Source organism: Mesorhizobium sp. M0991, from assembly GCF_040318915.1.
Lineage (GTDB): Bacteria > Pseudomonadota > Alphaproteobacteria > Rhizobiales > Rhizobiaceae > Mesorhizobium.
The window spans coordinates 1-14,813 of the sequence record NZ_JAMYNE010000001.1 but is presented as its reverse complement, the minus strand read 5'-3'; the positions used below and the strand labels follow the sequence as shown (position 1 = coordinate 14,813).

The following is a 14,813-nucleotide window of genomic DNA, read 5'->3' as shown; positions in this document are numbered from 1 at the left end:
CTATGAACGCCAACTTCGCCTCCTTCCTCTATTTGGTCTCCGGCATCCTGTTCATCCTGGCATTGCGCGGCCTGTCGCATCCGACCACCAGCCGCCAGGGCAACATGTACGGCATGATCGGCATGGGCATTGCCATCGCCACGACGCTGGCGCTCGCGACCCCTTCGGCCGGGCGCTTCGCGCTGATCGTGGTTGGGCTGCTGATCGGCGGCTCGGTCGGTGCGGTCACGGCACGGCGCATTGCCATGACCTCGATGCCGCAGCTGGTCGCCGCCTTCCACTCGCTGGTTGGTCTTGCCGCGGTCATGGTGGCGGCCGCCGCCATCTATGCGCCGGAAAGCTTCGGCATCGGCACCGTCGCCGATATCCACGCCCAGGCGCTGATCGAGATGAGCCTTGGCGTCGCCATCGGCGCCATCACCTTCACCGGCTCGGTCATCGCCTTCTTGAAGCTCGACGGCCGCATGTCGGGCAAGCCGATCATGATCGGCGGCCGTCACTTCATCAACGCAGCCCTGGGCATTGCGCTGATCGTGCTGATCGTGCTGCTCGTCACCACTGAATCCAAGCTGGTCTTCTGGCTGATCGTTGCCGCCTCGCTGGTGCTGGGCGTCCTTCTCATCATCCCGATCGGCGGCGCCGACATGCCGGTCGTCGTGTCGATGCTGAATTCCTATTCGGGCTGGGCCGCCGCCGCACTCGGTTTCACGCTCGGCAATCTGGCGTTGATCATCACCGGCGCACTGGTCGGCTCGTCGGGTGCCATCCTGTCCTACATCATGTGCAAGGGCATGAACCGGTCGTTCATCTCGGTCATCCTCGGCGGCTTCGGCGGCGAGACATCAGCCGCTGCCGACGACGGCATCGAGCGCACGGTAAAGCAGGGCTCAGCCGAGGATGCCGCCTATCTGATGATGAATGCGCAAAAGGTCATCATCGTGCCGGGCTACGGCATGGCCGTCGCCCAGGCACAGCACGCGCTGCGCGAGATGGCCGACAAGCTCAAGGCCAACGGCGTCGATGTCAAATACGCCATCCACCCCGTCGCCGGCCGTATGCCCGGCCACATGAACGTGCTCTTGGCCGAAGCCAACGTGCCTTATGACGAAGTGTTCGAGCTGGAGGACATCAACTCTGAGTTCGCGCAGGCCGACGTCGCCTATGTCATCGGGGCCAATGACGTCACCAATCCCTCGGCTCGTGACGACAAGTCCTCACCTATCTACGGCATGCCGATCCTCGATGTCGACAAGGCGCGCACCTGCCTGTTCGTCAAGCGCTCGCTCGGCTCCGGCTATGCCGGCATCGACAACACGCTGTTCTACAAGGACGGCACCATGATGCTGCTCGGCGACGCCAAGAAGATGACCGAGGAGATCGTCAAGGCCATGGATCACTGAAAAGGCGTCGTTGCCAACTCACTGCCGGTCGTCGAATACAGCCCGGCTCCGCGCCGGGCTTTTTCTTGGCTGTTACCGGTTCTGAAGCTACGATGCCGACCCCGTCGTGTTGCTAACGGCGTCATCGTGGAGGTGCTGGTGCCCGACCCTGGTCCTGCTGCATCGCCGGCCGCCGATCTGACCGCAGCAGAGAAGGCGCCACGCAAGCGCAGCCAGGCGGTGGTGGTCGTGCACGGAATGGGCGAACAGCGGCCCATGGACACGTTGAAGGGATTTGTCCAGGCCGTATGGAGCCACGATCCGGCCCGTGCTCCGTTCTATGCCCATGTCGCCGATCCGGCCGACCCGATGGGTGCGAAAATCAACCAGAGCTGGATCACGCCCGACAGCCGGACCAATTCGCACGAGCTTCGCCGGATCACCACGCCCTATGATGTCGATGGCCGCCGCACCGATTTCTACGAGCTTTACTGGGCCGACATCACCCAGGGCACGACCCGGAGCCGCCTTGCGGCCTGGGTGACGACCCTGCTCTGGCGCAAGCCCGCCGATATTCCGCACGATGTGCGCAAACTCTATGTCGTCACGCTTTTGGCCACCATCGTCGTCCTCGGCGCGGCGCTGGCGCTCGCAACGTCGACCTGGCAAGGCTACATCTCCTGGACGACCGGCGTGCTTGTCACGGTTCTGGCGTCGTTCGTCATCTGGTCGGTGGACCAGTTTGGCTTGCCTTATTTCGGCGATGTCGCCGCCTATGTCCGGGCCGAAGCGGCAACGGTCGAGAAGCGGGCGCTGGTCCGCGAGCGTGGCCTCAAGCTGCTGAAGCGCCTCATGATCGACGACGCCTATGACCGCGTCGTGCTGGTCTCGCACAGCCTGGGGTCGATCATCGCCTATGATCTGCTGCAGATATTGTGGGCCGATTTCAGGCCTCGAAAGCTGGAAGCCATTCGCGACAGAGCGCGGCTGAAGGCGATCCACGCCGTGGATAAGGCGACGCTGGCCGCCGATGCCTCCGCTTGGCCCGACAGCCTCGACGACCTCCCCGTATTCCGGCGCAACCAATGGGAGCTCTACCGGCAGCTTCGCGTCGGCGACGTCGATCATCCGCTGCCGTGGAAGATCAGCGATTTCGTCACGCTCGGCAGTCCGCTGACCCACAGCGAGTTTCTGATGACCTACAACCTCGCCGAATTCAGGCGCGGCATCGCCGAGCGCCTGTTTTCGGCATGCCCGCCGATCGCCGACAGGGCGGCGGGCGGGACCATGCTCTACCAGGAAGGGCGCAGCCATTCCGGCAAGCCGCAGCGGGCCGTGCATCATGGCGCGGTGTTTGCCGCGACGCGCTGGACCAATATTTTCGACAGGGGCAATGGCTGGCTGACCGGCGACCCGATTTCAGGGCGGATGACGGAGAACTTCGGTCCCGGCGTGGAAAACGTTCAGGTCGAGCTGCGCGGCTCGCGCGGCCGCGTCTTCACGCACAGGCTCTATTGGTCGCTGGTGGCGAGCGGTGTCGAGATCAACGCGCCGGCCGGCGCACAGCCACGCTCGCACCTAGCCGTGCTGCGCGATGCGGTCGATCTCGGCCGCAAGCTGGGGGACTGAGCTTTCGTCGGCGGCGAGCAGCGCACGACAATGCTGCGCCGGCAGTTCAAAGCAAGGTCCCCTTCGAGGGTAATCTTCCCGACGCGGACCGAGTTCGCTTAGTCACCGATCAACGATTGGTCAGGAAAATCGCTTCCTCGTCGTCGCGCTGCCTGCCGCCAAGTGCTGCAGCCGCGCTGGCAATGAAGGCCCCGACGACCAGCGAAAGCGCGCCAATCAGCGAGAAGGTGGCGCCTGCCTTTCTGGCGGTGTCTGCCGCCTGCTGGGCCTTGACCTTGGCGTCCTGCGCTTTGGCGATTACCGCATCGACGCGAGCGGTGGCATCCGCTTCGGACAGGCCTGTGCGGGCGGCTACTAGCCGCGACAGATAGGTCTTGTCGTCGGCCGATATTTCGCCTGCTGCGCCACTCGCGATCAGAATGCGCGATGCCTGCGCGGTTGCCGCGGCGTCGCTCTCCGGATTGGCGGCAGCGAGCCTTGCCGGATCGGCCGGGCGGAACAGCGTATCGACGAAATACGATGTGGCGTTGTCAGTCGAGGCGCTACCCGCGTTTGCAGCAGCACCTGCCGAAGCACCCAGTGCCGCGCCGGATGCCACAGTCGAAGCGGCCTGGACACCGGTACCTATCGCGGCCGAAAGCGCCGTGCCGAGCACGCCGGCGACGAGCAGCGTCGCCAGCGCCCAGGCCAGGAAGCCGTGAGCGGTATCGCGGAAGAAGACTTCATCGGTGTGGATGCCGACCCATTTGGTGCGCAGGCGTCCGGCGAGGTAGCCGCCCAGGGCCGACGACAGCCACTGCACGACGATCAGCCAGACGGCGGTGGAAACGGCGAAAGTGGTGACTGACGCACCCGAGCCGGACCATGGCGACACCATGCTCAGCCCAAGCCCGGAGCCGAGCAGCATCAAAGTGAAGGTAAGCGTCGACGCAGCAAAGGCGCCGGCGACGATTGGTCCCCAGCTGACGGCGGGGGAAGCGGATTCCGCCGGTGCGGAAACGTCGACAGCTGTTACGGTGGACTGCATCGAAGCCTCCCTACCGTGCGAACAGCATGATCAGAATAATGATCGGAATTGGGACTCCGAGAAGCCAGAGCAAAATGCCACGTCCCATGGATGCCTCCTGCGGCGATTGTGATCGACTACAATGCCTTGAAAGCCTTTCCGTTCCGGCGGTCCTGGTGATCTTTGTTGCTTGCAGCAGTCGGCATTGGTGCGCCGAGGCGCACCAATGCACTTCATGCCTGGCGGCTGGGTATCTGGATCGCGGCTCAGATGTCCAGATTGGCGACCGACAGCGCATTTTCCTGGATGAATTCGCGCCTTGGCTCGACCTCGTCGCCCATCAGCCGCGAAAACAGGGAGTCCGCGTCCGTTGCGTCATTGACCCTTACCTGTAAGAGCGAGCGCACATTCGGGTCGAGCGTCGTTTCCCAGAGCTGCTCGGCGTTCATCTCACCAAGGCCCTTGTAGCGCTGCATGGTCAGGCCCTTGCGGCCGGTGGCAAAAACGGCGTTGAGCAGTGCGAGCGGCCCCGAAATGGTTTCGGAGACGTCCTTGCGGCGCAGCACTGGCGGCTCGCCGTAGATTTCTGCTAGGCGCGGCGCATAGCGGTCGAGCTGGCGTGAGTCGGCGGAATTGATCAGCGCCAGATCGAGATGCGCGAATTCCTTGACGCTGCGCACCGTACGCTCGAAGACGTAGCCGCCGATGCCCTCGTTCGAGGTCGACATGCGGCCTGTCCAGCCACGCTCGGTATCCTCGGCGATAATGTCGAGACGGCGGGCAACACGCTCGGCCATCTCGTTGGCGCGGCCGAGATCGGTGAAGATCTCCGGGTTGAGCGCGCCGGCAATCGCTGCCTGCTCGACCACGCCTCTGTTATAGCGCGTGTGCAATCCGTTGATGAGCTGGCGGACAGCTAGGGCGTCGTCGATGGCGCTGCGCAGGTCCTGCCCGGCCCGCACCTCGCCCGTGCTGAGCGCAAGCGACGCCTCTTCCAGCCCCGAGCCGATCAGGAATTCCTCGAAGGCGGCTTCGTCCTTGATATATTGCGAGCTCTTCCCTCGCGTCACCTTATAGAGCGGCGGCTGCGCGATGTAGAGATGACCGCGTTCGATCAGTTCCGGCATCTGCCGAAAGAAGAAGGTCAGCAGCAAGGTGCGGATGTGGGCGCCGTCGACGTCGGCGTCGGTCATCAGGATGATCTTGTGGTAGCGCAGCTTGTCGGCATTGAACTCGTCCTTGCCGATCGAGGTGCCGAGCGCGGTGATCAGCGTGCCGATCATGTCGGAGCCGAGCATGCGGTCGAAGCGGGCGCGCTCGACATTAAGGATCTTGCCGCGCAGCGGAAGAATGGCCTGGTTCTGGCGCGAACGGCCGCCCTTGGCCGAGCCGCCGGCGCTGTCACCCTCGACGATGAAGATTTCGGATTTCGCCGGATCGCGCTCCTGGCAATCGGCCAGTTTGCCGGGCAGCGAGGTGACGCCGAGCGAACTCTTGCGGGTGATGTCGCGTGCCTTGCGCGCGGCTTCGCGCGCGGCAGCGGCCTGGATAACCTTCTCGATGACCGCCTTGCCCTCGGTCGGGTGCTCCTCGAGCCAGGTGCCGAGCGCTTCGTTGACGAGCCCTTCGACCACCGGGCGAACCTCGGACGACACCAGCTTGTCCTTGGTCTGCGAGGAGAATTTCGGGTCGGGAACCTTGACCGATAGCACTGCCGTCAGCCCTTCGCGGCAATCGTCGCCGATCAGCGCCACCTTTTCCTTCTTGGTCAGGCCTGAGGAATCGCCATAGCCGGTTATCTGCCGCGTCAGCGCACCGCGGAAGCCGGCCAGATGCGTGCCGCCGTCACGTTGCGGGATGTTGTTGGTGAAGGCCAGCACGTTCTCGTGGTAACTGTCGTTCCACCACATAGCGACTTCGACGGTGATCCCATCGCGCTCGGCGCGGATCGCGATCGGCTTGTCGAGCAGCGGCTTCTTCGTCCGGTCGAGATATCTGGCGAACTCTTCCAGCCCGCCATCATAGTGCAGTTCATGGCGCACGATGTCGGCATGGCGGGCATCGGTCAAAACGATGCGCACGCCGGAGTTCAGAAAGGCGAGCTCGCGCAGCCGGTGCTCCAGCGTGCCGTAGTCGAACTCGACCATGGTGAAGGTTTCGGACGACGGCAAAAACGTGATTTCGCTCCCGCTGCGCCCTTCATAGGTGCCGGAGACCTTGTGTTGTTCGTAGGTGCCGGTGACCCGCAGCGGCGCGTCCGCATCGCCATGCGTGAAGCTCATCTCGTAGATCTGGCCGTTGCGGCGGATTTTCAGTTTCAGCCAGGCCGACAGCGCGTTGACGACCGACACGCCAACGCCGTGCAGGCCGCCCGACACCTTGTAGGAGTTCTGATCGAACTTGCCGCCGGCATGCAGCTGCGTCATGATCACTTCGGCCGCCGAAATGCCTTCGCCGGTGTGGATATCGGTCGGAATGCCGCGGCCATTGTCGATGACCGTCACCGAGCCGTCCGGATTGAGCGTCACCGTCACCAGGTCGGCATGGCCGGCCAGTGCTTCGTCGATGGCGTTGTCGACCACCTCATAGACCATGTGGTGCAGGCCCGAGCCGTCGTCGGTGTCTCCGATATACATGCCCGGCCGCTTGCGAACGGCATCCAAGCCCTTCAAAACCTTGATGGAATCGGCGCCGTATTCGGCTTCAACGCCGTTGGCGATGTCGGTCTGTTCGCTCATGAAAACCTGTCTGATTGATGCCGTGTGCAGAGCGCGAAAAATCGGCTTCGAATCGCGCATTCCTAATGTCATAGATATAGGCGCAAAAGGCGGTTTTTCCAAGGTTTGCAGGCATTTCCGAACGGAATGACCGTCGCGTCGGCCGGCTACCGGCGCCTGGCTTCGATCCTGGCCAGCCGCTCCCGCAGGAACTTGACCATGAACTTGTATCGCGGCGCCAGCCGACCGGTCCGGTCGAGCTCGAGCGTCATGTCGAGCGCCTTGGAAAGCACGGCCTTCGGGTCCTTTGCGACTTGCGCGTAGTCGATATAGGCGACCACAAGGTCGCGTTGCCGGGTGGCGTTGTCCGGATCGGACCGGGCAAGTTTCTCGCGAATGGCCAGGCTGTCCTGAAGGGCTTGCCGGGCTCCCCTGACGTCGCGCTGCCTTAGGCGCAGCGTGGCGACTTCGGACAGCGTTATCGATAAGTCCCGCTGCCAGTCGGAATTGGCGGGATCGAGCTTGGCCAGCCGCTGCGCAATCGCGTAACTGTCAAGATAGGCTTTCAGCGCGCCTTTGTGGTCGCCCTGTATCGCCAGGACGCCGGCGACCTTCTCGAGGCAAACGGACAGGTCGCGTTGCCAATCGGTGTTGCTCGGGTCGCCGGCGGCGAGCGCGCTGGCTTGTGAGAGTGCCTCACGATAAGCCGAAAGTGCCGCCGGCCAATTCTCCTGGTCGCTCAGCGCGTTGCCGATCTTGGCGTTGCCGACCGACAGGTCGCGTTTCAGCTCGGTGTCGTCCGGATCGCGTTTCGCCAGTTGCTTGACGATCGCCAGACCTTCCTTGTAGGCCGCCAGCGCCCCGGCGGCGTCACCGCGTTCGCGCAGCAGGTCGCCTATCGTATCGTGGCTGACCGAGACGTCACGCTGCCGGTCGGCGTCTCCCGGTTTGTCCGCCGCCAGCGCCAGCCGCACCTTCAGGCTCTCTTCATAGGCCGCCTGTGCGTTGTCCAGTTGGCCTGCGACATGGGCAAGGTGACCGATCTCGTCGTAGGTGATGGTCAGGTCGCGCTGCAGTTCGGCACGGTCGGGCTCTCCGGCGGCGAGCTGTTTCTTGATCGACAGGCTTTCCTGGTAGACCTCTGCGGCGCCGGCCAGATCGCCTTGCGTCGCCAATACGTTGCCGATCTTGTCGTCGGTCATCGCGAGGTCGCCGAACCACTCCAGATTGTCCGGTTCTGCCTCGGTCAGGCCCTGCAGAATGGTCTTGGCCGTCTCATAGTTTTGCAGAGCTGTCGGCAGATTGCCTTGCGCCATCCGCACGTTGCCGAGCTTGACGTGGCTGACGGCGAAGTCGCGCTTCACGTTGGGATCGGTTTCATGATGCGACCGCCGCTCGAGATCGGCTTGCAGCGCCTCGAAGGCGTGGCCGGCCGCATCGATATTGCCGACCGTGGTATAGAGCTTGCCGAGCTCGTCCAGCGTGCGGATCAAGCGGTCAGCGTCGTCGAGCGACAGCACCACCTGCCCGGCTTCGCCATAAAGCGCGAGCACGGATTCATAATCCTTGATGGCTGTGGGGTAGTCGAGGTCGGCGCGCGCCGCCCCGCCGGACAAATAGCGCGTCGCGGCTTCGGAGAGCGTGCGGCTGACGAAATTGGCCTTCAGCGCGTTGCGCGAGACATTGTCGATCTCGGCTGCCTCGGCGAGCTTTTTGCGCGCCGCATCGAACGCTCCCAGCGAAAGCTGCTCTTCGGCCTGCCGGCGCAAAGCCGACACTCTGAGATCGTCGGATCCAAGCGTCTGCATTTCGCTCCGCACCTTGACGAAGGCGTCGGCTGCCTCACGCAGCCTGGCGTTCAGACTGTCCGCGGAGAGGTGGCCGGAATCGGAACTGATCAACGCGCCATAGAGCGGTGCCAGCGGCATGTCGGCGTCGCTGGCGATCTTCTCCACTTCGCCGCGCATCTCGGGCGTCACCTCGGCCATGGCCAGCAACAGGCGTTCGCGTTCCGGCAGTTTCTCCTTGGCCGAGGCGGCAAAGAACAGCTGCGGCAGGCCGCTCTCGACATAGGGCAATTGCTTTCCGCGCGAGAGATCGTAGACCTCCTGTTGCACGAGCGTCAGCACCGAGCGGATCTCGAGACCTTCGGTGCCGAGATATTTCGTCAGCGCCGCGGTGAACGGCGAATTCTGGCCGGTCCCATCCGCTGCGGTCTCGCCGGGCGCCGCCGAGAAGGCAAACAGGATGTTTTCTGCCCGCCCGATGCGGCCAAGACCCGGCCGGACCTTGTCGCTGACCTCTTTTACCAGCGCCGTTGCGCCGCGACCTTCGCCGCCCGTAGCCGCAAACGGATCGCTGCGGCAGGCATCGAGCACGATCAGCCCGACCTTGCTGGTGGCGGCGACGGCCGCGCGGATCACCTCCAGCGGCAGGCTGGTCCTTTCCAGCGTAGCGAGCGACGACGCGTCTGCATCGACCGGCAGGAGCCGATTCTCGCCGGCGATCTCGACGCCGTGGCCGGAGAAGAACACCAGTGCCACGTCGGCGCCTTTGGCATCCTCGCGGAAATCATCGAGCGCCCGGCGCATGCGCCGCAGGTCGCGGTTGGTTTCGAGGAAGACCTCGAAACCGAGCTTCCTCAGCGCCGTTTCCATGACCTCGCCGTCATTGACGGGATTGGCGAGCGGCCGGATCAGCCGGTAGTCGTTCTCGGCGATGACCAGCGCAACGCGCCGCTCCGCCATGGCAGCGGAGGCCGTCGAGAGGATCAGCAGCAAGGCAAACAGAAAACGCAAATCGAACCGCCCCGGCCCGGTCATTTGCCGGAGCATTCCATCTCTTTATGGCATGAGCAAGTTATGGCATCGGCAAGTTCGGCCGTTCGCGTTGTCAGCCGACCCGCATCGGCCTCAGCGCTTCGCTCCAGCGGAACAGCTCGTCCAGCATGGTCCTGGCCCCGCCGAGCACCTGCTCGCTGGGCAGGAAGGCGCCGGTCTCATCGAGCAGCTTCTGGTACATCGGCAGCGCCACGCCTTCCGGAATCGGCATGACGCCGACGGCGGTCAGCAACGGTTTGACCGCCTGCGCCGCTCGTAAGCCGCCGGAGACACCGCCGTAGCTGAGGATGGCGGCCGGCTTGTATCGCCATTCCCTGAGCAGGTAGTCGACCGCGTTGACGATCGCGGGGGCGGCGAAATAATTGTATTCCGGCGCTACGAAGACGAATGCGTCGGCGGCGTCGATTGCTTTCGACCAGGCTTTCGTGTGGCTGTTTTCGTATTTGCCGAGTCTCGGATGATGCGGTTCGTCCAGCACTGGCAGGTTGAAGGCGGCGATATCGGTGAGCAACGGCTCGAATTTGCCGTGTTCGCGCGCAAAACTTTCCAGCCAGTTTGCGAAAACGGGTCCGGCGCGACCCGGCCGCGTGCTGCCGATGATGACGTTCAACTGGTGCTTCATGGCAGGCTCCCGCCGGTTAGTGGCATCTGTGGTGCTGCCACCTAAGACACGCAGCCGGACACAGCAAGCAGGCACTTTCCGGTGCCCCGGTCACATTCCAGAGAGCGGATGCTTCGCCTTGTCGTCCGGTCACATGGACGCCTGCCTTGCACGCCACTACATTGAGGTGTCAGCGGAGCAAGTCATGGACAGTCAGCCCGTCCCCTTCGTCCCGCCAGCGCCGAAGCCGCGCACCGCGCCGCCCTCGACGTTGGAGATGATCCGCATCGTCTACCGCAATCCGCTCGAATTGTGGGGCGAGGCGACCTACAACGAGCCCTGGATTTCGGTGACCGGCGTCGGCGGGCCGCTGGTCATCGCCAACGATCCCGGCCTCATCCGCCATGTGCTTGTCGACAACGCCAAGAATTACAAGATGGCGACGGTGCGCCAAAAGATCCTGCGGCCGATCCTGCGCGACGGCCTGCTTACCGCCGAAGGCGAAGTGTGGCGGCGTTCGCGCAAGGCGATGGCGCCGGTGTTCACGCCGCGCCACATCTTCGGCTTCGCCGAGCCGATGCTGAAACGCACGCTCGAATTCGTCACCCGTTACGAGCAAGGTGGCACGTCGGATATCGCCCACGACATGACGCTGCTCACCTTCGACATCCTGGCCGAGACACTGTTTTCGGGCGAGATATCGGGCGAACCCGGCAGCTTCGCCAAGGAGATCGACCGCCTGTTCGAGACGATGGGCCGGGTCGATCCGCTCGACCTTTTGCGTGCGCCCGACTGGCTGCCGCGCCTGACCCGCATCCGCGGCCGCAAGACCATGGCCTACTTCCGCAAGATCGTCACCGACACGGTGCAGATGCGCGAGGCGCGGCTGAGGCGCGCTCCGGACACGGTGCCGCAGGATTTTCTCACGCTGCTGTTGAAGGCGGAAGGACCGGGCGGGCTGACCCGGGCCGAGGTCGAGGACAACATCATCACCTTCATCGGCGCCGGCCACGAGACTACAGCCAGGGCGCTCGGCTGGACGCTCTACTGCCTTGCCGAAGCGCCGTGGGAGCGCGAAAAGATCGAGCACGAGATCGATGCGGTGTTGGCGCGTGAGCCCGACCCGACGAAATGGCTCGACGCCATGCCGCTCACCCGTGCCGCCTTCGACGAGGCGCTCAGGCTCTATCCGCCGGCGCCGTCGATCAACCGCGAACCGATCGAGCCCGAAACCTGGAACGGCCTCTACATACCGCGACGTGCCGCGGTGCTGGTGATGCCGTGGGTCGTTCACCGCCATCGGAAATTGTGGGACCGGCCGGACGCTTTCATGCCGGAACGCTTTCATCCGGGGAACCGCGAAAAGATCGACCGTTTCCAGTATTTGCCGTTCGGCGCCGGCCCCCGCGTCTGCATCGGCGCCAGCTTCGCCATGCAGGAGGCAATCATCGCATTGGCGATCATGCTGTCGCGCTATCGTTTCGATACCACCGCACAAACTCGCCCCTGGCCGGTGCAGAAGCTGACGACGCAGCCGCAAGGCGGCCTGCCGATGCAGGTCACCCGGCGCGCGTCGTAGGCAACCGCACGTCCGTTCGTGTTATGCGGCGGACTTGCGTTGGAACTGGCCGGCGGCGCGGTAGCGCCAGAGATAGCTTGGCAGGATGGTTCCGATCGACCGTGGCTGGATACCGAGGCCGGCGAGCGTCCTGTTGTCCTTGACGGCGGCATCCGACACCACATTGTGCTGGCGCAACAGCAGGACCTGGTCCTTGGTCAACAACGGATTGGGCAGCAGCCCGAGAATTGATGCCTGGAGGTTCGCCAGCCACCATGGCACGGGCAGCAAAAACCGCTTGCGTTCGATGATGACAAGCAGCTCTTGCATGCATTCCTTGAAGGTAAGCACCTGCGGCCCACCGAGTTCATAGATCCGGCCGCCCTGGACCTTGCCGTCGACCGAGTGCGCCACCGCTTCGGCGACGTCGCCGACGTAGACCGGCTGGAATTTCGTCTGCCCGCCGCCGATCAGCGGCAGCACCGGGGAAAAGCGGGCCATGTTGGCAAAGCGGTTGAAGAAACCGTCCTCCGGCCCGAAATTGATCGATGGCCGCAAGATCACGGCGTCCTGGACCGTCTCCAGAACCGCCTTTTCGCCGAGCGCCTTGGTACGCGCATAGTCCGATTGCGCGTGGAGATCCGCACCCAGAGCCGAGATATGGGTGAGGCCGGCGCCGACGGCGCGCGCCGCTTCGGCGATAGCGCGCGTGCCGAACTCGTGGACGGCAGTGAATTTCTGCCGGCCGGCTTCATACGGGATTGCCACCAGATTGACGACATGGTCGGCGCCTTGCACGGCGCGGTCGACCGACCAGCGCACCCGGACATTGGCCTGCACCGGCTGGATCTGCCCGACATTGCCGAGCGGCTGCAGGTGGCCGGCGAGATCGGGCCGGCGGCAGGCGACCCGGATGCGGTAGCCGCGCTTGGCCAGCGCCCGCACGACATGACGACCGACAAAGCCGGAGCCGCCGAAAACGACGACGAGCTTTGGGGTCTGAAGGATTTCGGTCATGGCTGGCTCCGGCGGGCTATCCAGATGGCTTGATTGAAGCCGTTTCATAGTCGGTTTCGCGCCAAAGGCAAAGGGCGACGATAGGTCGCCCGGCATTGTTGAAGCATGGTTTTCCGGATCCGTTCGAAACGGCAGAAAATCCTGCCGACGCGCGGCTTTGGGGTGACTCCATTCGGAACAGGAACCTTTGTTCGGTCGGCGATTTTAGATGTATGGTTTGATTCCGAATGGAGGATATTGCCGATGACGACAAAATGCGTTGCGATCTTCGCTCTGGCTTTCGCAACAGGCTGCAGCATTGGCCCTTCGGCGTTCGCCGGAAACCGGCATCACCACCAAGCTCAACCCGAACGCTACGTTCCCGCCAATGGCGACATCATCGACATCCTGTTCGGTGGCCCGCGTTACTATGACAACCACTTGTTCACAACGGCCGCCGAACCCTGCTCCTACAACAGAGTAGGACCGGAAGCGAATGCGCTGAACGTCATCAACGATCATCATTGCGGGAAGTAGGCTCGCGCTGCCGGATCGGCCGGCGTCGTCAGCCACTCATCGGACAAACGATTTTCTTCAGGATGAATAGCGGGCGGCGAACTCGGAAATGCGCTGCACCACGGCTTTCGGCGCGCTTATGCCGCGGGCCGCCGCCTTCTCAGCCGCTTCTGCCCGGGCACGCCCTGGCACATGCACGCCATAGCGCCGCAGCAGCCGGTCGAGTTGGTCCTTCATCCGGTTCTCGAAGTCCGGATCGAGCAGCTTGGGCTCGACGGCGAGCACGAACAGGCCGGTCCCCGGACTGTCCGGCCCGCCGCTGAACCATGGCGCATCGAGCGACCAGTTGGCGCCCGACAGGCCCGCAGCCAGCACTTCGACCATCAGCGCGATGTTGGCGCCGCGCTGGCCGCCAAAGGCAAGCATGGCGCCCTTCATGGCGGCTGCCGGGTCGGTGGTCGGGTTGCCGCTGGCGTCCAGTGCCCAGCCTTCGGGGATCTTCTTGCCGTCCTCGGCCGCCTTGCGGATGTTGACGAAGGCGGTGGCGCTCGACGACTGGTCGATGACCAGCGGTGCCCCGTCCGCAGCGGGTGCGGCAAAGGACATCGGGTTGGTGCAGTAGACCGGTTTGACCGAGCCCGATCCGGCAAGCACGGCCGGGCCGTTGGTGGCGGCGAACGACACCAATCCCTGCACGGCCAGCCTTCCGGTGAAATAGCCGAGCGCGCCGCACGTATAAGCATTCTTCTGCGAAAAGATGGCGACGCCGAACAGCCGCGCCGCCTTGGCGAGGTCATCGATCGTGCGGTCGAAACCGGTATGCGCCAAGCCGCCGCGCGCATCGGAGAGATAGACCGCGAGCGCCGGCCTGGTGATCACCGGATCGGCGTTGCCGTCGATACGGCCGGCCTCCAGTGCTTCAAGATAATCGATGAAGTGCGACAGCCCGACGGTCGACAGTCCTTCCGCCTCGGCCGCGACGATCGAGGCAGCCAGCGACTGCGCCGCCTCTTCGTTGGCGCCAGCGCCAAGTGCGGCCATCCGGCACAGCCCTGTCGCCTGGTCGAGACTGAGTTGCATTGTGATTGCCATGGATATCTGAGCGAATGGGTGAATGGTGAATAGTGAGTGGGATTTAGCCGGTAACACTACGGGCTACTGACTACTGACTATTCACCATTCACCATTCACCATTTTACCTAACCCATCTTGTTCGGAATCCGCGCCTCGAGCCGGCGGAAGCCGAAGACCAGGACACCGGTGATGGACATATAGACCAACGCCAGAAGCAGCAAGGGTTCGTAGGTGACGAAGAGATCCTGGCGCACCCGCGAGGCCACGGCATAGATGTCGACCATGGTTATCGTCGCCACCAGCGGTGTTGCTTTCAGTTGGAGAACGGTTTCGCCCGCCAGCGTCGGCAGCGCCCGGTGGATGGCCTGCGGAAGCCATATGCGCCTGAAGATCTTCCAACGGCTCATGCCGAAAGCGCGGGCCGCCTCGAGTTGGCCATGCGGCACCCCGGCGAAGGCGCCACGCATCACTTCGCCTTCATAGCCGGCATACGAGAT

General features: G+C 63.8%; 11 protein-coding genes. 4 read left to right on the top strand and 7 right to left on the bottom strand.

Going from position 1 to position 14,813, the window contains the following annotated elements:
* Nucleotides 1-2: 2 nt before the first annotated feature.
* Nucleotides 3-1,400, top strand: coding sequence for an NAD(P)(+) transhydrogenase (Re/Si-specific) subunit beta (locus NKH70_RS00055; RefSeq protein WP_352915219.1), 1,398 nt, complete (start codon nucleotides 3-5; stop codon nucleotides 1,398-1,400).
* Nucleotides 1,401-1,538: 138 nt separating this feature from the next.
* Nucleotides 1,539-3,008, top strand: a complete 1,470-nt coding sequence (locus NKH70_RS00050; RefSeq protein ID WP_353024758.1) for a hypothetical protein — start codon at nucleotides 1,539-1,541, stop codon at nucleotides 3,006-3,008.
* Nucleotides 3,009-3,117: 109 nt separating this feature from the next.
* On the opposite strand, the gene NKH70_RS00045 is transcribed toward NKH70_RS00050, so the two are convergent.
* The 4 genes from NKH70_RS00045 to NKH70_RS00030 form a co-directional block, all read right to left on the bottom strand.
* Entirely contained in the window at nucleotides 3,118-4,035 is a 918-nt protein-coding gene (locus tag NKH70_RS00045; RefSeq protein WP_352915223.1) for a hypothetical protein, read from the bottom strand.
* A gap of 245 nt (nucleotides 4,036-4,280) precedes the next feature.
* Complete coding sequence (gyrB, locus tag NKH70_RS00040) at nucleotides 4,281-6,752, bottom strand: DNA topoisomerase (ATP-hydrolyzing) subunit B (RefSeq protein ID WP_352915225.1); 2,472 nt, start codon at nucleotides 6,750-6,752, stop codon at nucleotides 4,281-4,283.
* 146 nt (nucleotides 6,753-6,898) lie between these two features.
* Entirely contained in the window at nucleotides 6,899-9,565 is a 2,667-nt protein-coding gene (locus NKH70_RS00035; RefSeq protein ID WP_352977081.1) for a caspase family protein, read from the bottom strand.
* Nucleotides 9,566-9,623: 58 nt separating this feature from the next.
* Entirely contained in the window at nucleotides 9,624-10,193 is a 570-nt protein-coding gene (locus tag NKH70_RS00030) for an NADPH-dependent FMN reductase (protein ID WP_352915229.1), read from the bottom strand.
* Between the two features lie 184 nt (nucleotides 10,194-10,377).
* Here NKH70_RS00030 and NKH70_RS00025 point away from each other — a divergent pair, with 184 nt between their 5' ends.
* Nucleotides 10,378-11,751, top strand: a complete 1,374-nt coding sequence (locus NKH70_RS00025) for a cytochrome P450 (RefSeq protein WP_352915231.1) — start codon at nucleotides 10,378-10,380, stop codon at nucleotides 11,749-11,751.
* Between the two features lie 21 nt (nucleotides 11,752-11,772).
* On the opposite strand, the gene NKH70_RS00020 is transcribed toward NKH70_RS00025, so the two are convergent.
* The gene (locus tag NKH70_RS00020) at nucleotides 11,773-12,747 is read right to left on the bottom strand and encodes a complex I NDUFA9 subunit family protein (RefSeq protein WP_352915233.1); all 975 of its coding nucleotides are present in this window, start codon (nucleotides 12,745-12,747) and stop codon (nucleotides 11,773-11,775) included.
* Between the two features lie 105 nt (nucleotides 12,748-12,852).
* Between NKH70_RS00020 and NKH70_RS00015 the strand changes: the two genes are divergently transcribed.
* Nucleotides 12,853-13,263: a hypothetical protein gene (locus NKH70_RS00015; RefSeq protein WP_352915236.1), complete on the top strand. Its 411-nt coding sequence runs from the start codon at nucleotides 12,853-12,855 to the stop codon at nucleotides 13,261-13,263.
* 57 nt (nucleotides 13,264-13,320) lie between these two features.
* Here the strand turns inward: NKH70_RS00015 and NKH70_RS00010 are convergent, their stop codons facing one another.
* Together NKH70_RS00010 and NKH70_RS00005 are read right to left on the bottom strand one after the other, a co-directional pair.
* On the bottom strand, nucleotides 13,321-14,322 hold the full coding sequence (locus tag NKH70_RS00010; protein WP_352915238.1) for an Ldh family oxidoreductase: 1,002 nt from the start codon (nucleotides 14,320-14,322) through the stop codon (nucleotides 13,321-13,323).
* A gap of 119 nt (nucleotides 14,323-14,441) precedes the next feature.
* On the bottom strand, nucleotides 14,442-14,813 hold a 372-nt coding region (locus tag NKH70_RS00005), incomplete at its 5' end, for an ABC transporter permease subunit (RefSeq protein WP_353015899.1).

Bases quoted from the DNA above. Each gene is read 5' to 3' on its own strand.
- NKH70_RS00030 (WP_352915229.1), bottom strand. From the start codon at position 10,193: ATGAAGCACCAGTTGAACGTCATCATCGGCAGCACGCGGCCGGGTCGC.
- gyrB (WP_352915225.1), bottom strand. From the start codon at position 6,752: ATGAGCGAACAGACCGACATCGCCAACGGCGTTGAAGCCGAATACGGC.
- NKH70_RS00015 (WP_352915236.1), top strand. From the start codon at position 12,853: ATGGTTTTCCGGATCCGTTCGAAACGGCAGAAAATCCTGCCGACGCGC.
- NKH70_RS00045 (WP_352915223.1), bottom strand. From the start codon at position 4,035: ATGCAGTCCACCGTAACAGCTGTCGACGTTTCCGCACCGGCGGAATCC.
- NKH70_RS00025 (WP_352915231.1), top strand. From the start codon at position 10,378: ATGGACAGTCAGCCCGTCCCCTTCGTCCCGCCAGCGCCGAAGCCGCGC.
- NKH70_RS00020 (WP_352915233.1), bottom strand. From the start codon at position 12,747: ATGACCGAAATCCTTCAGACCCCAAAGCTCGTCGTCGTTTTCGGCGGC.
- NKH70_RS00035 (WP_352977081.1), bottom strand. From the start codon at position 9,565: ATGCTCCGGCAAATGACCGGGCCGGGGCGGTTCGATTTGCGTTTTCTG.
- NKH70_RS00055 (WP_352915219.1), top strand. From the start codon at position 3: ATGAACGCCAACTTCGCCTCCTTCCTCTATTTGGTCTCCGGCATCCTG.
- NKH70_RS00010 (WP_352915238.1), bottom strand. From the start codon at position 14,322: ATGCAACTCAGTCTCGACCAGGCGACAGGGCTGTGCCGGATGGCCGCA.